A 17780-nucleotide genomic window follows, 5' to 3' on the forward strand; every position below is an offset into this window, starting at 1 on the left:
GGAGAATTCTTGCAGGGTGCAGATAAACAAATGCCGCGCCCTTACGGGCGCGGCATTCGGATGGATCAGTTGAGCTGGGCGCCCTGGTCGATCCATGAGCCGATCAGCTCGCGTTCTTCCTGAGTCATCTGGGTGATGTTGCCCAGTGGCATGATTTGCGAAGCAACGCTTTGCGCATGGATTTTCGCGGCCTGGGCCTTGATCTGCTCCGGTGTGTCGAGGACAAAGCCGGCAGGCGCTGTGCTGAACATCGGGCTGCTCGGCGTGGCCGAGTGGCACACGCTGCAGCGCTCCTGGATCACGCTGTTGATCTGGGCAAAGTCGCCAGCGCCTGTTGCGCTTTCAGCTGGCGCATTGGCTTCAGGTTCCGCTACTGTTTCGGCCGGTTTGCTGGTGGCTTCGGCGGCCTTTGCGGCAACTTCCGGGTGGCCGCTGATGCCAGTGGCCGGGACCGGTGCGTACTTGATGACTGCAGCTTTCGGCTCCTGCGGTGCGGCAGCCTTCATACTCGGGCCGGTGACGAATGCCAGGCAGATCATGCCCAGGGCCGCGGCGGGCAGGGTCCAGACGTATTTGTTGCTGTCATGGCGGGTGTTGAAGTAGTGGCGCACCAGTACCGCCAACATCGCGATGCCCGCCAGGATCAGCCAGTTGTATTGGCTGCCGTAGGTGCTCGGGAAGTGGTTGCTGATCATGATGAACAGCACCGGCAAGGTGAAGTAGTTGTTGTGGCGCGAGCGCAGCAGGCCTTTGGCCGGCAGGGTCGGGTCCGGTGTGGTGTTGTCTTCGATGGCCTTAACCAGAGCGCGCTGGGCCGGCATGATGGTGAAGAACACGTTGCCGACCATGATGGTGCCGATGATCGCGCCGACATGGATGTACGCAGCGCGGCCGCTGAAAATCAGGTTGAAGCCATAGGCCGCAGCGATGATCAGCACAAACAGCACGGCGCCGAGCAGGGCCGGGCGCTTGCCCAGCGGCGAATCACAGAGGAAGTGATAGGCGATATAGCCCGCTATCATCGAGCCGAAGCCGATGGCAATGGCCATTTCAGGGGCCAGGTCAACGCCCGGTTTAACCAGATACAAACTTGGGTTGAGGTAGTAGACCACCAGCATCAGGGCCACGCCCGAGAGCCAGGTGAAATAGGCTTCCCATTTGAACCAGTGCAGGTTCTCCGGCATTTTTGGCGGGGCCAACTTGTATTTTTCCAGGTGGTAGATACCGCCACCGTGAATCGCCCACAGGTCACCGGACAGGCCGTCGCGCGGGTTAGCTCGGTTGAGGTTGTTTTCCAGCCAGACGAAATAGAAGGATGCGCCGATCCAGGCGATGCCGGTGATCATATGGATCCAGCGGATACCCAGGTTCAGCCACTCAGTCAAATGCGCTTCCACAATCAGTACCTCTTTCCCAGTGCCGGCACGCCGGTGCTGGGCTTCTCTTATTGGTGGGGGGCGAGGAGCAGTTGCGCCTCGTCGGTAAAGAAATGCTCATCGCAGTTGTTGCCAGAACCACTGCGATCAACCACCAGGAAGTCATCCCGCTTTTCGATCGTCAGCACCGGGTGGTGCCAAACGCCGCGATGGTAATTAATGCCCTGCCTGCCGTTGCTGCGGAAGGCGCGGACCAACTCCGATTCAGGTGCATCGCCAACTGGCGCGACCACAATCAGAAAGGGGTTGCCGAGCAGCGGAATAAACGCCTGGCTGCCCTGCGGATGGCGCTCCAGCATGCGAATGGTCAGCGGCATATCCAGCGCCTCGGCACTGAAGATGCTGATGATCGCCTTATCCTCTGGCTGTGCGGTCTCAACCGTGGCCAGTTTGTGATAACGGCGAGTGGAGCCATTGTTGATCATGAAAAATTCGCTGCCTTCGGTTTCGATAACGTCACCAAAGGGGGCGAAGGCTTCTTTGCTCAGCGGCTCAATGATCAATTTGCGCATGTTGGTCTTCTTGTTCGTTCGTTTATGCCCCTCTCCCAATGGGAGAGGGGTTTATTGGCTTACTTGGCGACTTTGCCGAACAGGCGCAGGCGGCTGATACCACCGTCCGGGAACACGTTCACCCGTACGTGGGTGATCGGGCCCAGCGCCTTGATCTGCTCGCTGAACTCATGCTCGGCGTGCATTTGCAGCTTCTGGCTCGGCAGCAGGTCGCGCCAGAACAGGCTCTGGGTTTCGATCTGGCTGTCGGTGCCGCCTTTGACGAAGGCGCCCTGGATCGAGCAGCTGTCCGGGTAGTTGCCTTTAAAGTGCAGGGTGTCGACGACGATGCGTTCGATCTCGCCCGGATGGCCGAGGGCGACGATTACCCAGTCATTGCCCGGTGTACGACGACGTGCGGTTTCCCAGCCGTCGCCCATGTTGATGCCACGGCCCGGGTTGAGGATGTTGCTCATGCGGCCAAAGTGTTCGTCCGAGCAGGCCAGGGCGCGGCCGCCATTCAGCGCAGCTGCCAGGTCGATCTGCTCGTTGTCGCCAACGTTGCTCCAGTCGCGGAACGGTACGCCGTAGACACGCAGACGGGCGACGCCGCCGTCCGGGTAGATGTTGAAGCGCAGGTGGGTGAAGGCCTGGGCGTTATTGATTTCGTGGTAGTGGTGGCTGTTGCCTTGCAGCTCGACAGCGCCCAGCACTTCAGTCCATTCGGTGGTGTCGGTCGGGTCGCCTTCAGCGACGAAGCAGCCTTCCAGGGACGCAGATGGCGGGAAGTTACCGGTGAAGAAGCTGGTGTCGATGTCTACGCCCTTGATCGAGCCCGGTACGCCCAGGCGGATGACCGCGCTGTCATAACCCTCGAAGCGCTTGCGGCGCGACTCCCAGCCATCCATCCACTTGCCGTTGTCATCGAACACGCCCTCTTTCCAGACGGCCGGGGTCGGCTGGAACAGACGGTTAACGTCAGCGAACCAGTCGTCGGTGACCGAGATGGCCTTGGTGCCCAGGCGTGCGTCGGCGAGGTTGACGTATTTCTCAAAGGGTACGGCGTAAGCTTTCATGACATGTCTGCCTTAGATGATGGCGTTGGGGAGGGCGGTGGGCTTGCGGCCTACAGCTGCTGCAAGCGGAACAGCGCGATATTGTTGATCTCGGCCAGGGCGCAGGCGAATTCTTGCTCCGGGGAGTTGTGAATGCGCTCCTCGAAGGCCGCCAGAATCTGGTGCCGATTGCTGCCTTTCACCGCCATGATGAAGGGGAAGCCGAACTTCGCCTTGTAGGCATCGTTCAGTTCGGTAAAGCGGGCGAACTCTTCTGCGGTACAGGCGTGAATACCCGCACCTGCCTGCTCCGATGTGGAGGAGGCGGTCAACTCACCACGAACGGCTGCCTTGCCGGCCAGGTCCGGGTGAGCATTGATCAATGCCAGCTGTGCAGCGTGGCTGGCACTGAGCAACAGGTCGGCCATGCGCTGATGCAGGCCATCAACTTCATTAATGCTACCGTCCTGGCCCAGGTCGAAGGCTTTCTCGGCAACCCAGGGCGAGTGCTCGTAGATGTCGGCGAAGACGTTGACGAAGTCTTCACGGCTTAGGCGGGACGGGGTCAGGGTTTGAAAACGGCTCATTTCGAGCTCTCCTTGGATGGCTCTTGCAGCGGATGGGTCGCGTGCCAGTGTTGGGCGATGTCGACGCGGCGGGCGCACCAGACTTTTTCGTGGCTCTGCACGTATTCAAGGAAGCGTGCCAGTGACGCCAGGCGTGCCGGGCGGCCGAGCAGGCGGCAGTGCATGCCGATCGAGAGCATCTTCGGTGCGCCGGCCACGCCTTCGGCGTAGAGCACGTCGAAGGCGTCCTTCAGGTACTCGAAGAAGTCATCACCCTTGTTGAAACCCTGTACCTGGGTGAAACGCATGTCGTTGGTGTCGAGGGTGTAAGGAATCACCAGGTGCGGCTTTTCCACGGTGCTGGCCGGGTCCCAGTAGGGCAGGTCGTCGTCGTAGGTGTCGCTGTCATACAGAAAGCCGCCTTCTTCGCGCACCAGGCGGCGGGTGTTCGGGCCGAGACGGCCGGTGTACCAGCCTACCGGGCGCTGGCCAGTCAGTTCAGTGAGGATGCGGATGGCTTCGAGCATATGCTCGCGCTCTTCGGCTTCGCTCATGTTCTGGTAGTCGATCCAGCGGTAGCCGTGGCTGCAGATCTCGTGACCGGCGGCGACCATCGCCTTGATTGCATCTGGGTGACGCTGCGCGGCCATGGCCACGGCGAAGATGGTCAGCGGGATGTTGTGTTTCTGGAATAGGTTCAGCAAGCGCCAGACACCGGCCCGGCTGCCATACTCGTAGAGCGACTCCATGCACAGGTTGCGCTGGCCTTGCAGCGGCTGCGCGGAAACCATCTCGGAGAGAAACGCCTCGGACTCCTTATCGCCGTGCAGGATGTTGCGCTCGCCGCCTTCCTCATAGTTGAGAACAAACGACAGGGCGATGCGCGCATCGTTCGGCCAGTGCGGGTGGGGCGGGTTGTTGGCGTAACCGATCAGGTCGCGTGGGTAGTCAGCGCTCACTGCAGTCTTCCTTCTTGCTGTTTATGGCGGTCATTGGGCAGGCATGGGTGCGTTGCACGACCGTGATTGGCTAATTGTATACAAAGTGCTTCGTATTTTGTAAATCTAAAATTCACTTATGTTGCGAAATTTTGCCTTAATACTGAATCTGTCCAGTCCGGCAGCTGTTGTTGTGCAAAAGCAGTACTCGCAAGCACTTATGGTCAATTGGCTGCCAGCATACGGTGCGCTGAACAGGCGTAATGATCGATTTATTGTGTACAGTTTTTTGTAAAAGTGTCTTATTTTTGATTTTCAGCATGCTATGCTTCATCTCAGTCGAGGCTGCTTAGCCTGATAAATCTGCCGAATTCAATAAAAGTAGAGGAGGTGCGGCGTCTACGTAGGCTTATCTGCGCAGGTGCCCATAAGCGATGGGACGATTGACCACACACGTACTGGATGCCGCTCACGGTTGCCCAGGCAGCGAATTGAAGATTGAGTTGTATCGTGTTGAAGGGGCTCAGATGGAGCTGCTCAACAGCGTTGTCACCAACCACGACGGTCGTTGCGATGCGCCGGTGCTGCAGGGGGACGATTACCGCAGCGGGGTTTACCAGCTGCATTTCCATGCCGGCGATTACTATCGTGCGCGTGGCGTCGAATTACCCGAGCAGGCATTTCTCGATGTTGTGGTGCTGCGCTTCGGCATCGATGCCGGGCAGGAGCATTACCACGTGCCGCTGCTGATTTCCCCTTACAGCTACTCCACCTATCGCGGTAGCTGAACAGAATGCTTGTCACCCTCTGACTCAATTTAAGAGTCCTTAGCCCGTACACACTGCGGGCTTTTTTTGCCTGCGATTTGTCGGGTTTCAAGCGCTGGAGTAGGAGCGGGCGGGGCGCGCAGTTCCATGCCCGCGAACCGATATCGTGGACATGGCCCGCTCCTACAGATGGTGGCGTGGATAAGTCTTGGCAGGCTGTCAGCGGCTAAGTAGCGACGCCGCGCCAGCGCCGCTAAACATGGCAGCACTGATGCGGTTGAACCACACCTGGCCCTTGCCGGAGCGCAGGTAGCGCGCGGCGCCCTGGGCGCTGAGGCCGTAGAACAGTTTGCAGGCTAGGTCCAGTACGGCCCAAGTGGCGATCATCACCAGCAACTGGCCAAGCATAGGGCGTTCTGCGCTGATGAATTGCGGCAGAAAGGCGGCGAAAAAGAGGATGTCTTTGGGGTTGCTGGCACCGAGGCCGAAGGCCTTCCAGAACATGCTGCGAAAGCCTGGGTTAACCGGCAGTTCCTCTGCCGTCACCGGCTTGGCGGCTTTGCGTGATTCCTGCCAGCTCTGCCAGGCGAGATAAAATAGATAGAGCGCGCCAACAATCTTCAACACGCTGAACAATTGCTCCGAGGCCAGTAGCAGTGCGCCTAGGCCGAGCGCCGAGGCACTCAGCAAACAGATCGAGGCCGATACGCCGCCAATAAAAGACGGAGCCGAGCGGCGCAGCCCATAGTTCAGGCTGTTGCTGACCATCAGCAGTGACAGTGGCCCCGGAATCAGAATCACCACCAGTGCAGCGCTTGCGAACAACAGCCAGGTTTCCAGACTCATTAGCGATTCTCCAGATGCGCAAAAGCCCTGACGCCATGTCAGGGCTTTGGTTTTGCTTGGTTCATGTTCCTTTGTTTTGAAAACGTAGCGAGCGATGACTAGGCAAGGCGAAGTCAGGCGAAAAACGGACTGGGCTCGCATGCGAGTGTACGACTGTACATGAGCATTTTGAGCCTGACTTCAACGCTGCATAGTCGAGCGCAGTAGTTTTCAATTACAGGAAGGCGAATTTGGCGATAAAAATAATGCACAGAACGTACAAGCTCAGCGATACCTTGTCGCGCTGACCGGTCAGCAGTTTCAACGTCGCATAGGTCAGGAAGCCCAGGGCAATGCCGTTGGCGATGGAGAAAGTCAGCGGCATCATCACCACGGTAACGATCGCAGGGATGGTATCGGTGTGATCTTTCCAGTCGATATGCGCCATGCCGCTCATCATCAGCATCGCCACATAAATCAGCGCGCCAGCGGTGGCGTAGGCGGGGATCATCCCGGCCAGCGGGGCAAAGAACATCGCACAGAGAAACAGCACGCCTACAGCAACAGCCGTCAGGCCAGTACGACCACCGGCGGCCACGCCCGCAGCACTTTCTACATAGCTGGTGACCGGCGGACAACCGACAAAGGCACCCACCACGCTGGAGGTACTATCTGCCTTCAGAGCCTTGGACAGGTTCTGGATCTTGCCGTCTTCATCCACCAGGTTGGCGCGATGGGCGACGCCCATCAAGGTGCCGGCGGTGTCGAACATGTTGACGAAGAGGAAGGCCAGAATCACGCTGATCATGGCAATGTTGAACGCACCGGCGATGTCCAGTGCCATCAAGGTTGGCGCCAGGCTTGGTGGCATGGAAACCAGACCGGTGTATTCAACCAGCCCCAGAGCCCAGCCGATGGCAGTGACGCCGAGCATGCTGAACAGGATGGCGCCAAACACATTACGGTGGCTAAGCACGGCAATCAGCAGGAAGCACACAGCAGCGAGGATTGCATTCGGCTCACCGAACGAGCCCATGGTCAGCAGGGTGGCCGGGCTGTCTACGACGATGCCTGCGGTTTTCAGGCCGATCAATCCGAGAAACAGACCAACCCCCGCACCCATGGCGAAACGCAGGCTCATGGGAATGCTGTTAAGCAACCACTCGCGTATGCGTGACAGGCTCATGATCATAAACAACACGCCGGAGATAAACACCGCGCCCAGGGCGATCTGCCAGCTGTAGCCCATTTCACCAACAACGGTGTATGTGAAGAAGGCGTTCAGCCCCATGCCTGGGGCTAGACCGACTGGCCAGTTGGCATACAGGCCCATAAGGAAACAACCGATGGCCGCCCCGATACAGGTGGCAACAAACGCTGCGCCGTGATCGACGCCGGCTGTGGCCATGATGTTGGGATTAACGAAGATGATGTAAGCCATGGTGACGAAAGTCGTCAGGCCCGCCAGCAGCTCGGTTTTGATTGTGGTGCGGTGTTCGGTCAACTTGAAGAAGCGGTCAAGCAGACCGGGCTTGATCAGGTCTTGCATCTGCGTCGCCTGTTGTTCTTGTTTAGCGCTTTCCACAGGGGTACTCCTCATCTCTTGTTGTGTGCCACCCAGAGCCTGTGCTGCGCACTGCTCGACTCTTGAGGTAGGTGGTGTTTTTGCCTTGCTGGCGTGCCTAGCTGACCTGTCGGTCAAGAAATAACACTGAGGCCGATTATGATGTTGTATACAAAAAAAGCAAATAATGTTTCTGGTTAAAAAGCCGTATGTACTAGGGTTTTCTACCTATTCACTACTAGCGCTTAACTGATACGCACCGGGACATCCAGTTAGCGGCCCCGCAAAGGCGTCGGCATACCCCCGTAATCAGTGGGTTCTTGAACATAATTGCAAGCAGAGCGGCGTTGCTGTCGTCACTTGTTTGAGGCAACTACTAAGCAGATTCGCGAACAAGAAAAATGCTGGATATAAGAAATGAATCTGCCGATTGCGCATTCTTCGGCAGAAGCGTGCATGCAGAAAACGCGCGTAATGCGCATTTACGCGGTCGTTATGCTTTGGTAGCGATGTACGGACTGATCACATTGTGTACAATGCAGAGGCTTTTATTTGTGACTTTTTACTTGTGTGCTGCTTGCCAGAGGGTGGGTAACACACAGTAGAGTTGCATCAGCAACCGCCGAACTTTGATCACGCGAGCCCCAATGAACGAACAATTGCAGCCCCTTAAGAAGCAGACGCGCGAAGGCAAGAGCACTCGCAGCGGGACTCAGGACGATGTCGTTTACGCCCATATCTTCGATGCCATTCTCGAGCAGCGTCTGGCTCCTGGCACCAAGCTCAGTGAAGAGGCGCTCGGTGAAATCTTCGGCGTCAGCCGCACCATTATTCGTCGTGCGTTGTCACGCCTGGCCCACGAAGGTGTGGTGCTGCTGCGGCCTAACCGTGGCGCGGTAGTGGCCAGCCCGGGTGCGGAAGAAGCGCGGCAGATCTTTTATGTGCGCCGGATGATCGAACGGGCGATTACCGAACTGGCCTGCAAGAATGCCAAGCCGGAACAGATTGCCGCCTTGCGTCAGATGGTGATCGATGAGCGCGACTGCTTCGCCCGTGGTGATCGCGGCATGGGCATTCGCCTGTCGGGTGAGTTCCACCTGAAACTCGCGGAGGCCGCGGGTAACCTGACCTTGCTGGGTTTTCTGCGTAGCCTCATTTCGCAGACCTCACTGATCATCGCCCTGTACGAAAGCAACAGCCGCACGCATTGCTCGGATGCCGAGCACGACCAGGTGATCGATGCCATCGAGGCCGGCAATGTTGAAGTGGCGGTGGACCTGATGATGCGCCATATGGACAGCGTTGACGCCAAGCTCAACCTCGATGGCGAAACCGCCTCCGATGATCTGCACGCGGTGTTCTCGCACCTGCTACCAAGCGGCAAGAAGAAAGTCGTGAGCCGTTGATAGGCGCAACCGGCACCAAGAAAAAGCCCGCTCATTGAGCGGGCTTTTTCTTGGTCGAGATTTATTCTGCCTGACTTAGTCTTGGCGATCTTAGTCGCGGCGATGCACTGATTGGCCGGCGGCAAAGGTTTCTTTAATCGCACGATCGTCACCCAGCATGGTCAGGGCGAACAGGCGTTCATCCAGGCTCTTGGCCTGCTGCATGCGGTAGCTGATCAGCGGCGTAGCGTTGTAGTCGAGCACCACGAAGTCAGCGTCTTTACCGGGCAGGAAGTTGCCCAGCTTGTCGTCCAGGTACAGCGCATTGGCACCGCCGAGGGTAGCCAGGTACAGCGACTTGAACGGGTCGAGCTTCTTGCCCTGCAGCTGCATGACCTTGTAGGCCTCGTTCAGCGACTGCAGCTGGCTGAAGCTGGTGCCGGCGCCGACGTCGGTACCCAGACCGACGCGTACGCCGTGCTCTTCCAGCTTGTTGAGGTCGAACAGGCCGCTGCCGAGGAACAGATTGGAGGTCGGGCAGAAGGCCACGGCCGAGCCGGTTTCGGCCAGGCGTTTGCATTCGTCGTCGCACAGGTGCACGCCGTGGGCGAATACCGATCGCGCGCCGATCAGCTGGTAGTGGTCGTACACATCCAGGTAGCCCTTGCGCTCGGGGAACAGCGCCTTGACCCATTCGATTTCCTTGCGGTTCTCGGACAGGTGGGTGTGCATATACAGGTCCGGGTACTCGCCCAGCAGCTTGCCTGCCAGGGTCAGTTGCTCCGGGGTGCTGGTGGGGGCGAAGCGTGGCGTAACCGCGTAATGCAGGCGGCCCTTGCCGTGCCAGCGTTCGATCAACTCCTTACTGTCGGCGTAGCCGGTCTCGGGCGTGTCGGTCAGGTAGTCCGGGGCGTTGCGGTCCATCAGCACCTTGCCGGCGATCATGCGCAGGTTGAGCGCTTCAGCCGCTTCGAAAAAGGCGTCTACCGATTGCTTGTGCACGCTGCCGAACACCAGGGCGGTGGTGGTGCCGTTGCGCAGCAATTCCTTGAGGAAGATGCCGGCCACGTCCGCAGCATGGGCTTTATCGGCGAATTGCTGTTCGGTGGGGAAGGTGTAGGTGTTCAGCCAGTCCAGCAGCTGCTCGCCATAGGAGGCGATCATCCCGGTTTGCGGGTAGTGGATATGGGTGTCGATAAAGCCGGGGGTGATCAGGGCATCACGATACTCAGTGATTTCAACGCCCTTGAGCTTTGGCAGCAGGTCGGCCGCATGGCCGACGTTGGCCACCTGGCCGTTGTCGATGACCAGCAGGCCGTCTTCGAAATACTCATAGGATTGCTCAACGCCCACCACGGCCGGGTCGGCGATGCTGTGCAGGATGGCGGCGCGGTAGGCTTTCACTGGGCTAGTCATGTAACGCTGATCTCAATCTATGAAGTGGGTTGCTCAGACGCGCGTGCGCCTGGGCAGATAGTCAGGCCTGGCTTCGGCGAGAGGCGGGCAGCAGCTTGGCAACGCTGGGCTGGCCCTTTTTGCTCTCTTGGCCAAAGGCGGCGTTATAGGTGGCGATTACTTCGCCAGCGATGGACACGGCAATTTCTACCGGCAATTTGCCTTTTACTTCGGCCAAGCCCATGGGGCAGCGCATGCGCGCCACTACTGCTGGGTCGAAGCCGCGGTCACGCAAGCGGTGTTCGAACTTGGCGCGTTTGGTCTGCGAGCCGATCAGGCCGTAGTAGGCAAAATCGTCGCGCTTGAGGATTTCGGCGGTCAGTTCCAGGTCGAGCTGGTGGTTGTGGGTCATGACGATAAAGTAGCTGCCGGCAGGCATGCGCTCGATCTCGTCGATCACCTCGTCATTGACCACCTTGTCGACCCCAGCGGGGATCTGCTCGGGGAACTCGTTTTCCCGCGAGTCGATCCAGCGCACCTTGCATGGCAGGCTGGCGAGCAGCGGCACCAGGGCGCGGCCGACGTGACCAGCGCCGAATACAGCGATCTGTGCTTGCGGTTGGCCCATGGGCTCGAACAGCAGCACGGTGGCGCCACCGCAGCACTGGCCGAGGCTGGCCCCCAGGCTGAAGCGCTCCAGGCGGGTGTCCTGGCTGCGGCTCTCGAGCATTTCGCGGGCCAGCTCCATCGCCTTGTATTCCAAGTGACCGCCACCCACGGTTTCGAAGATGCGGTCAGCGGTGACCACCATTTTCGAGCCCGCATTGCGCGGCGTGGAGCCGTGCTCTTCGATTATGGTCACCAGTACGCAAGGCTGGCCTTGCTGCTGCAGTTCGGCGAGGGCGCTGATCCAGCTCATTTGCTCAGCCTCCAGGTAGGTGGCAGTTGTCCGGGGCGCGGCAGGCGCCAGTTGCTCGGCGACGGGTCCAGTATCGGTACTGGAATGGGTCGCGGTGTTTGCGGTTTCGTTTCGGTGTGTTTTGTCATTGTTGTACACCTGCTTCGTTGTTCATTCACGCCCCTGGTAGACAACGCTTCGCGGTTGTCCACCCTACGAGGTTCGTAGGGTGGATCGGGGCGCGTAGCTGTCGCGCAGCACATCCACCAGATCGGTGGTTCGCGTCAGACCGTTTCGACCTCGGCTGCGCTCTGGGCTTTGTTCGTGGTCTTCAGCTTGCGCATCTGCTCCACCCCCCAGAGCACGCGCTCAGGTGTGGCCGGGGCGTCGATGTTCGGCTGCACGCGGTAGTCCGCCAGGCTGGCCACGGCGTCCTTAATCGCGCACCAAGTGGCGATGCCGAGCATAAACGGCGGCTCACCGACGGCCTTGGAGTGAAACACGGTGTCTTCCGGGTTCTTGCGGTTTTCCACCAGCTTGACGCGCAGGTCCAGCGGCATATCGGCGATGGCCGGAATTTTGTAGCCAGCGGGACCATTGGTGACCAGCTTGCCTTTGTTGTTCCACACCAGTTCTTCGGTGGTTAGCCAGCCCATGCCCTGAACGAAGGCGCCTTCGACCTGGCCGATATCGATAGCCGGGTTCAGTGAGGCGCCAACGTCATGCAGGATGTCGGTGCGCAGCATCTTGTATTCGCCAGTCAGGGTGTCGACGATCACTTCCGAGCAGGCTGCGCCGTAGGCGAAGTAGTAGAAGGGACGGCCGGCGGCCTTGTCACGGTCATAGAAAATCTTCGGCGTGCGGTAGAAGCCAGTGCTGGAGAGAGATACCTGGCCGAAGTAGGCCTTCTGAATCACTTCCTCGAAGCTCAGGAACAGATCACGTACGCGCACCTGGCTGTTGCGGAACTCGACGTCTTCCGGGGTGACCTTGTATTCGCGTACCAGAAAATCAACCAGGCGCTGCTTGAGGGTTTCAGCGGCGTTCTGGGCGGCTTTGCCATTGAGGTCGGCACCGCTGGAAGCGGCGGTCGGCGAGGTGTTCGGCACCTTGTCGGTGTTGGTAGCGGTGATCTGGATACGCGAGATATCCACCTGCAGCACTTCGGCGACGATCTGCGCGACCTTAGTGTTGAGGCCCTGGCCCATCTCGGTGCCGCCGTGGTTCAGGTGGATCGAACCGTCGGTGTAGATATGGATCAGCGCGCCGGCCTGGTTGAGGAAGGTGGCGGTAAAGCTGATGCCGAATTTAACCGGGGTCAGCGCCAGGCCTTTCTTCAGCACCGGGCTCTTGGCATTGAACGCACGGATTTCTTCGCGGCGTTTGGCATAGTCACTGCTGGCTTCCAGCTCGGCGGTCATCTCGTGGATGACGTTGTGCTCGACGGTCTGGTGGTAGTGGGTGACGTTGCGCTCGGTCTTGCCGTAGTAGTTGGTTTTGCGCACTTCCAACGGATCTTTGCCCAGGCTGCGGGCGACGGCATCCATGATTTCCTCGATAGCGACCATCCCTTGCGGGCCGCCAAAGCCGCGGTAAGCGGTGTTCGAGGCGGTGTTGGTCTTGCAGCGGTGACCATTGATGGTGGCGTTGCCGAGGAAGTAGGCATTGTCGGAGTGGAACATCGCGCGGTCGACGATTGAACCGGACAGGTCAGGCGAGTAGCCGCAGTTGCCGGCCAATTCGATTTCGATGCCATGCAACAGGCCGTTGTCGTCGAAGCCCACGTCGTATTCGACGTAAAAGGGGTGACGCTTGCCGGTCATCTGCATGTCTTCAACGCGCGGCAGGCGCATCTTGGTCGGCCGGCCGGTGAGGTGCGCGATCACCGCGCAGAGGCATGCCGGGCCTGCGGCCTGGGTTTCCTTACCGCCGAAACCGCCGCCCATGCGGCGCATGTCGATGACGATCTTGTGCATCGGTACGCCAAGCACTTCTGCGACCAGCTTCTGCACTTCGGTGGCGTTCTGCGTGGAGGTGTAAACGATCATGCCGCCGTCTTCAGTCGGCATCACCGAGGAGATCTGGGTTTCCAGGTAGAAGTGTTCCTGGCCGCCGATATGCAGGCTGCCTTGCAGGCGGCGCGGCGCGGTAGCCAGTTCTGCACTGGAGTTGCCGATCTTGTGCTGATGGCTGTCGAGGACGAAATGCTTCTTGTGCAGAGCATCCACTACGTCCAGCACTGGCTCGAGGTCTTCATATTCGATGACCGCAGCCATGGCCGCTTTGCGCGCGGTTTCCAGGCTATCCGCGCCAACGGCGATCACCACCTGGCCAACGTATTCGACCTTGCCGTCCGCCAGCAGCGGGTCACCGGCGACTACGGGGCCGATATCAAGCTGGCCGGGTACGTCATCCTTGGTGATGGCGATAGCCACGCCCGGGAACTGGTAGCAAGGGCTGGTATCGATGCTGACGATGCGCGCGTGAGCGCGGTCGCTCATGCGGGCATAAACGTGCAGCTGATTGGGGAATTCCAGGCGGTCGTCGACGTAGACGGCTTCGCCAGAGACGTGTTTGTCGGCGCTGTCATGTTTAACGCTGCGGCCGACGCCGGTGGTGATGTCGGCGCGGAACAGTTCGGCCAATTCGGCCTGGCTTTTAATTACATGATGATTAGACATAAGCGGTCACCCGGGTTTCGACTTCGGGAGCTTGCAGCTCGAGGAAGAATTTACGCAGCAGATTCTGTGCTGTGAGCAGGCGGTATTCCTTGCTGGCGCGGAAGTCGCTGAGCGGGGTGAAATCCTCGGCCAGCGCGGCGCAAGCGCGTTCGATCACGCCCGGATACCAGGCGGAACCCTGCAGCGCGGCTTCACAGGCCGTGGCCCGTTTCGGAATCGCGGCCATGCCGCCAAAGGCAATGCGTGCGCTTTGCACCACGCCGTCTTCGACCACCAGGTTGAAGGCGGCGCAAACGGCGGAAATGTCGTCGTCGAGGCGCTTGGATACCTTGTAGGCGCGGAACGCCTGGCTGGCCTGGTGGCGCGGCACGATGATCTTCTCGATAAATTCGGCTTCCTGGCGCGCAGTCACCTTGTAATCGAGGAAGTAGTCTTCGATCGGCAGGGTGCGGCTCTCATTGCCTTTGCGCAGGACGATATGCGCGCCGAGGGCGATCAGCAGCGGCGGGGCGTCGCCAATTGGCGAGGCGTTGCCGATATTGCCGCCCAGGGTGCCCTGGTTGCGGATTTGCAGCGAGGCAAAGCGGTGCAGCAGCTCGCCAAAGTCCGGGTAGTCCTGGGCCAGCGCTGCGTAGCAATCGGAGAGCGCAGTGGCGGCACCGATTTCGATGCTCTCGGCGGTCACTACGACGCGCTTCATCGCTTCGATATGGCCAACGTAGATCATTACCGGCAGTTCGCGGTGGAACTGGGTAACTTCCAAGGCCAGATCGGTGCCGCCAGCCAGCAGGCGCGCCTCTGGGTTGGCCGCATAGATATCGGCCAGGTCGGCGACGGTCAGCGGTAACAGGCAGCGTTTGTCGCCGCTATTGAGCTCAGCAGTATCTTGCGGGGCGATGGCTTTCAGTTGCTCGACGGTTTGCGCTTCGGCAGCGTCGAACTGGTCTGGCTGCTTCTGGCAACAGGCCTGCTCGGCGGCATCGATAATCGGGCGGTAGCCGGTGCAGCGGCATAGGTTGCCGGCCAGAGCTTCCATGGTGTCGGCCTTGTCGAAACCGCTGCTGTTTTTCTGCAGGGCGAACAGCGACATGACAAAACCTGGGGTGCAGAAGCCGCACTGCGAGCCGTGGCAGTCGACCATGGCTTGTTGCACGCTATGCAGTTGGCCTTGGTGCTTGAGGTCTTCAACCGTGATCAGTTGCTTGCCGTGCAAGGAGGAAACGAAGGTCAGGCAGGAGTTGAGGGTGCGATAACGCACATGCTCACCATCCAGCTCACCGACTACTACGGTGCAGGCACCGCAGTCGCCTGAAGCGCAGCCTTCTTTGGTTCCGGATTTGCCGACATGCTCACGCAGGTAATTGAGCACGGTGACGTTTGGGTCCAGGGCATGCTCAGTACGCAGCTCCCGGTTGAGTAAAAACTGGATCAAGGACGACCTCCAGGCACTTTATTGTTCTCGTATCAGGCTCTGCTAAAACGACTGAGCACAACGGCGCAGCGTTTCCACACGGCTTGGCATGAGGCGAATCTAGAGTTTTCTGACTTTAGGGTCAACAAATATTTGACTCTTTGGTCAGGCGATTGTCATACGATTCAGTTATGAGCGCGAAAAGCCCTGTAACTCGGTTAAACGCTAGCTGCTTTTGTGCCAAGCAAGGCGCTGCAGAAACAAAAGTGCACGCATGCAAAAACGCCAAGGGGGGGAGTCCTTGGCGTTTTTTGTAGCGGCGTCTGCGCTCTAGGAATTAGTCAGCTGCGAATCGGTCAGTTGATGCTCTTCACCGGCGTAATAAGCGCGCACCCGTGGGTCCATCACCGCGCGCCACAGCGGCGGAAACAGCGCGAGAACGATCATCCCGGCGTAGCCGTTGGGCAACTGCGGGCTATCGTCGAAATGGCGCAGCACCTGATAACGGCGTTTGGCGTAAGCATGGTGGTCGGAATGGCGCTGCAGATGGAAGAGAAACAGGTTGGTCAGCAGAAAGTTGCTATTCCAAGAGTGCGTCGGATTGGTGCGTTCATAGCGGCCAGTGTCCAGCTTGCGGCGATGCAGGCCGTAATGCTCCACATAGTTGACGATTTCCAGCAGGGTAAAGGCGACCACCGACTGCGCAATAAAGAACACTGCGCCGAGCCAGCCGAAGGCCAGGCTGAAACCGAGCAGTAACAATGCGCTGGCCGCATACCAGCCAATCAGCTCATTGCGCCAGTGCAGTGCGGGCAGGTTCTTGCGTTTCAGCCGCTCTGCTTCAAGCTTCCAAGCATTGAGGAAGTTGTGCACATAGGCGTGCGGCAGGAAGGCATACAGGCTCTGGCCGTAACGCGAAGAGCTGGCGTCTTCCGGAGTTGATACATGCACATGGTGGCCGCGTACATGCTCGATCTTGAAGCCGCCGTAGCATACGGCTGCCAGTAGCAAGCCGCCAGCATTCTGCTCCAACTGCGGGTCTTTATGAATGAACTCATGGGCCACGGTGATGCCAATGGCGCCAGTGACCGTGCCGACGGAAAGTACCCAGCCGAGCTGGCCAATCCAGCTCCAGGCCTCATGGTTGACGAACACCCAGCCGGACCAACCGAGCATGCCAAGCAAAGCCGGCACGGTGATCAGGCTAAGCAAGCGGTAATAACCCTGCTGCTCCATTTGCGGTACTTGCACCGCTTCGTCGGGGTTGGCGGGGTCGCGGCCGATAATGAAGTCCAGCAACGGAATCACCCCAAACACCACCAACACTACCAACCAGGGCCAGGCGTTGGTGTATTGGCTATTTAATGACCAGTAATAGCTCAATGGGATGCCCAATACAGGGATCAACCATAACCAGTAGCCGATGCTTTTAATCACAAGCATCCAGTTGGAGGGTAGGCGTTCGAACATGGTGGCTCCGTACTTATTATTGTTGGAGTAGGGTGTTGGTTGAATTGTAGGACAATCCGTGTTGCTGCCCATCCCCTGACAGCCCACCTTTTGGTTTGAAAGCAGGGCGCTGGTAGCCTTGGCCCGGTAACACCCTGTGTTACACTCGCGCCGGCGCTCGACCGCTCAGGCCAAGCCTGGCGCGGGTTTAGCCGCTTTAAGCCATCTCCAATAGGTCAGATAGAGCCTAAGGATCATCATGACGTTCAAGGCACCGGATAGCCTCGCTGAGCAGATCGCCCATCACCTTGCCGAACGCATCATTCGTGGTGAGTTGAAGGCGCGTGAGCGGATTCAGGAACAGAAAGTCACCCAGGCGCTGAATGTCAGCCGAGGGTCGGTGCGCGAAGCACTGCTGATTCTGGAACGCCGGCACCTGATCGTGATTCCGCCGCGCCGTGGCGCGCAGGTGGCTGAACTGACGCCGCATAATGTCAAGAGCCTGTACGCCCTGGTCATGGAGCTCTACATCCTACTGGGCAAAGCGGTGGCGGATAGCTGGCAGGCCGAGGCCGATCTCGGGCCGTTCCTGGTTATTCAGCAGCGCCTGCAGGACAGCCTGCAGCGTGAAGATATCAATGCTTTTGTCGAAAGCAGCTTTGACATCATGCGTGCTGCATTCCCGTTCTCCAATAATCCCTACCTACAGGAAACCGTGGAGAACCTGCTGCCGGCTATCAGCCGCACCTATCACTTGGCGCTGGAGCGGCGCAAAGGTGAAATGGGCCAGTTCCTCAATACCTTTGCCGCCTTGCTGCAGGCGATCATCGCCCGTGACCACCAGGCCATCCGCGAGATCTTGCTGGGTTACGGTGAGCACAATTGCCAGCTGGTGCTGGCCGCACTGGCCGACGCTTAA

Annotated in this window: 15 protein-coding genes; 3 read left to right on the top strand and 12 right to left on the bottom strand. The window is 59.0% G+C overall.

Annotated features, from left to right (window positions below):
- Positions 1 to 65 precede the first annotated feature (65 nt).
- The 5 genes from AACX99_RS09025 to puuE are packed head-to-tail and all read right to left on the bottom strand — an operon-like array spanning position 66 to position 4507.
- A complete protein-coding gene (locus AACX99_RS09025) occupies positions 66 to 1397 on the bottom strand; it encodes a urate hydroxylase PuuD (protein WP_339411135.1) in 1332 nt (443 codons plus the stop codon).
- Between the two features lie 47 nt (positions 1398 to 1444).
- On the bottom strand, positions 1445 to 1948 hold the full coding sequence (locus tag AACX99_RS09030; RefSeq protein ID WP_339411137.1) for an ureidoglycolate lyase: 504 nt from the start codon (positions 1946 to 1948) through the stop codon (positions 1445 to 1447).
- Positions 1949 to 2007: 59 nt separating this feature from the next.
- Positions 2008 to 3003 carry an allantoicase gene (gene alc, locus AACX99_RS09035; protein WP_339411138.1) on the bottom strand — a complete coding sequence of 332 codons (996 nt, stop codon included), beginning with the start codon at positions 3001 to 3003 and terminating at the stop codon, positions 2008 to 2010.
- Between the two features lie 50 nt (positions 3004 to 3053).
- On the bottom strand, positions 3054 to 3569 hold the full coding sequence (gene uraD / locus AACX99_RS09040; protein WP_339411139.1) for a 2-oxo-4-hydroxy-4-carboxy-5-ureidoimidazoline decarboxylase: 516 nt from the start codon (positions 3567 to 3569) through the stop codon (positions 3054 to 3056).
- The gene (gene puuE, locus AACX99_RS09045) at positions 3566 to 4507 is read right to left on the bottom strand and encodes an allantoinase PuuE (RefSeq protein WP_339411141.1); all 942 of its coding nucleotides are present in this window, start codon (positions 4505 to 4507) and stop codon (positions 3566 to 3568) included. Before puuE ends, uraD begins: the two co-directional genes overlap by 4 nt.
- A 413-nt stretch (positions 4508 to 4920) precedes the next feature.
- Between puuE and uraH the strand changes: the two genes are divergently transcribed.
- Positions 4921 to 5274 carry a hydroxyisourate hydrolase gene (uraH, locus tag AACX99_RS09050; RefSeq protein WP_339411143.1) on the top strand — a complete coding sequence of 118 codons (354 nt, stop codon included), beginning with the start codon at positions 4921 to 4923 and terminating at the stop codon, positions 5272 to 5274.
- Between the two features lie 198 nt (positions 5275 to 5472).
- Here uraH and AACX99_RS09055 read toward each other — a convergent pair whose 3' ends face one another.
- A complete protein-coding gene (locus tag AACX99_RS09055) occupies positions 5473 to 6099 on the bottom strand; it encodes a LysE family translocator (protein ID WP_339411144.1) in 627 nt (208 codons plus the stop codon).
- 214 nt (positions 6100 to 6313) lie between these two features.
- Positions 6314 to 7663 carry an NCS2 family permease gene (locus AACX99_RS09060; protein ID WP_445261849.1) on the bottom strand — a complete coding sequence of 450 codons (1350 nt, stop codon included), beginning with the start codon at positions 7661 to 7663 and terminating at the stop codon, positions 6314 to 6316.
- Between the two features lie 626 nt (positions 7664 to 8289).
- On the opposite strand from AACX99_RS09060, the gene AACX99_RS09065 reads away from it, so the two are divergent.
- Positions 8290 to 9048, top strand: a complete 759-nt coding sequence (locus AACX99_RS09065) for a GntR family transcriptional regulator (RefSeq protein ID WP_339411146.1) — start codon at positions 8290 to 8292, stop codon at positions 9046 to 9048.
- A gap of 90 nt (positions 9049 to 9138) precedes the next feature.
- On the opposite strand, the gene guaD is transcribed toward AACX99_RS09065, so the two are convergent.
- The 5 genes from guaD to AACX99_RS09090 all read right to left on the bottom strand — a co-directional run bounded on the left by guaD (position 9139) and on the right by AACX99_RS09090 (position 16882).
- The gene (guaD, locus tag AACX99_RS09070) at positions 9139 to 10443 is read right to left on the bottom strand and encodes a guanine deaminase (RefSeq protein ID WP_339411147.1); all 1305 of its coding nucleotides are present in this window, start codon (positions 10441 to 10443) and stop codon (positions 9139 to 9141) included.
- Between the two features lie 61 nt (positions 10444 to 10504).
- Complete coding sequence (xdhC, locus tag AACX99_RS09075; protein ID WP_339411149.1) at positions 10505 to 11341, bottom strand: xanthine dehydrogenase accessory protein XdhC; 837 nt, start codon at positions 11339 to 11341, stop codon at positions 10505 to 10507.
- 263 nt (positions 11342 to 11604) lie between these two features.
- Positions 11605 to 14001, bottom strand: a complete 2397-nt coding sequence (gene xdhB, locus AACX99_RS09080; protein WP_339411151.1) for a xanthine dehydrogenase molybdopterin binding subunit — start codon at positions 13999 to 14001, stop codon at positions 11605 to 11607.
- On the bottom strand, positions 13994 to 15433 hold the full coding sequence (gene xdhA / locus AACX99_RS09085; RefSeq protein WP_339411153.1) for a xanthine dehydrogenase small subunit: 1440 nt from the start codon (positions 15431 to 15433) through the stop codon (positions 13994 to 13996). Before xdhA ends, xdhB begins: the two co-directional genes overlap by 8 nt.
- Before the next feature lie 309 nt (positions 15434 to 15742).
- Positions 15743 to 16882, bottom strand: a complete 1140-nt coding sequence (locus AACX99_RS09090) for an alkane 1-monooxygenase (protein WP_339411155.1) — start codon at positions 16880 to 16882, stop codon at positions 15743 to 15745.
- A gap of 238 nt (positions 16883 to 17120) precedes the next feature.
- On the opposite strand from AACX99_RS09090, the gene AACX99_RS09095 reads away from it, so the two are divergent.
- Positions 17121 to 17780: a GntR family transcriptional regulator gene (locus AACX99_RS09095; RefSeq protein ID WP_339411157.1), complete on the top strand. Its 660-nt coding sequence runs from the start codon at positions 17121 to 17123 to the stop codon at positions 17778 to 17780.

Source organism: Pseudomonas sp. EA_35y_Pfl2_R5 (genome assembly GCF_963970805.1).
Taxonomy (GTDB): domain Bacteria; phylum Pseudomonadota; class Gammaproteobacteria; order Pseudomonadales; family Pseudomonadaceae; genus Aquipseudomonas.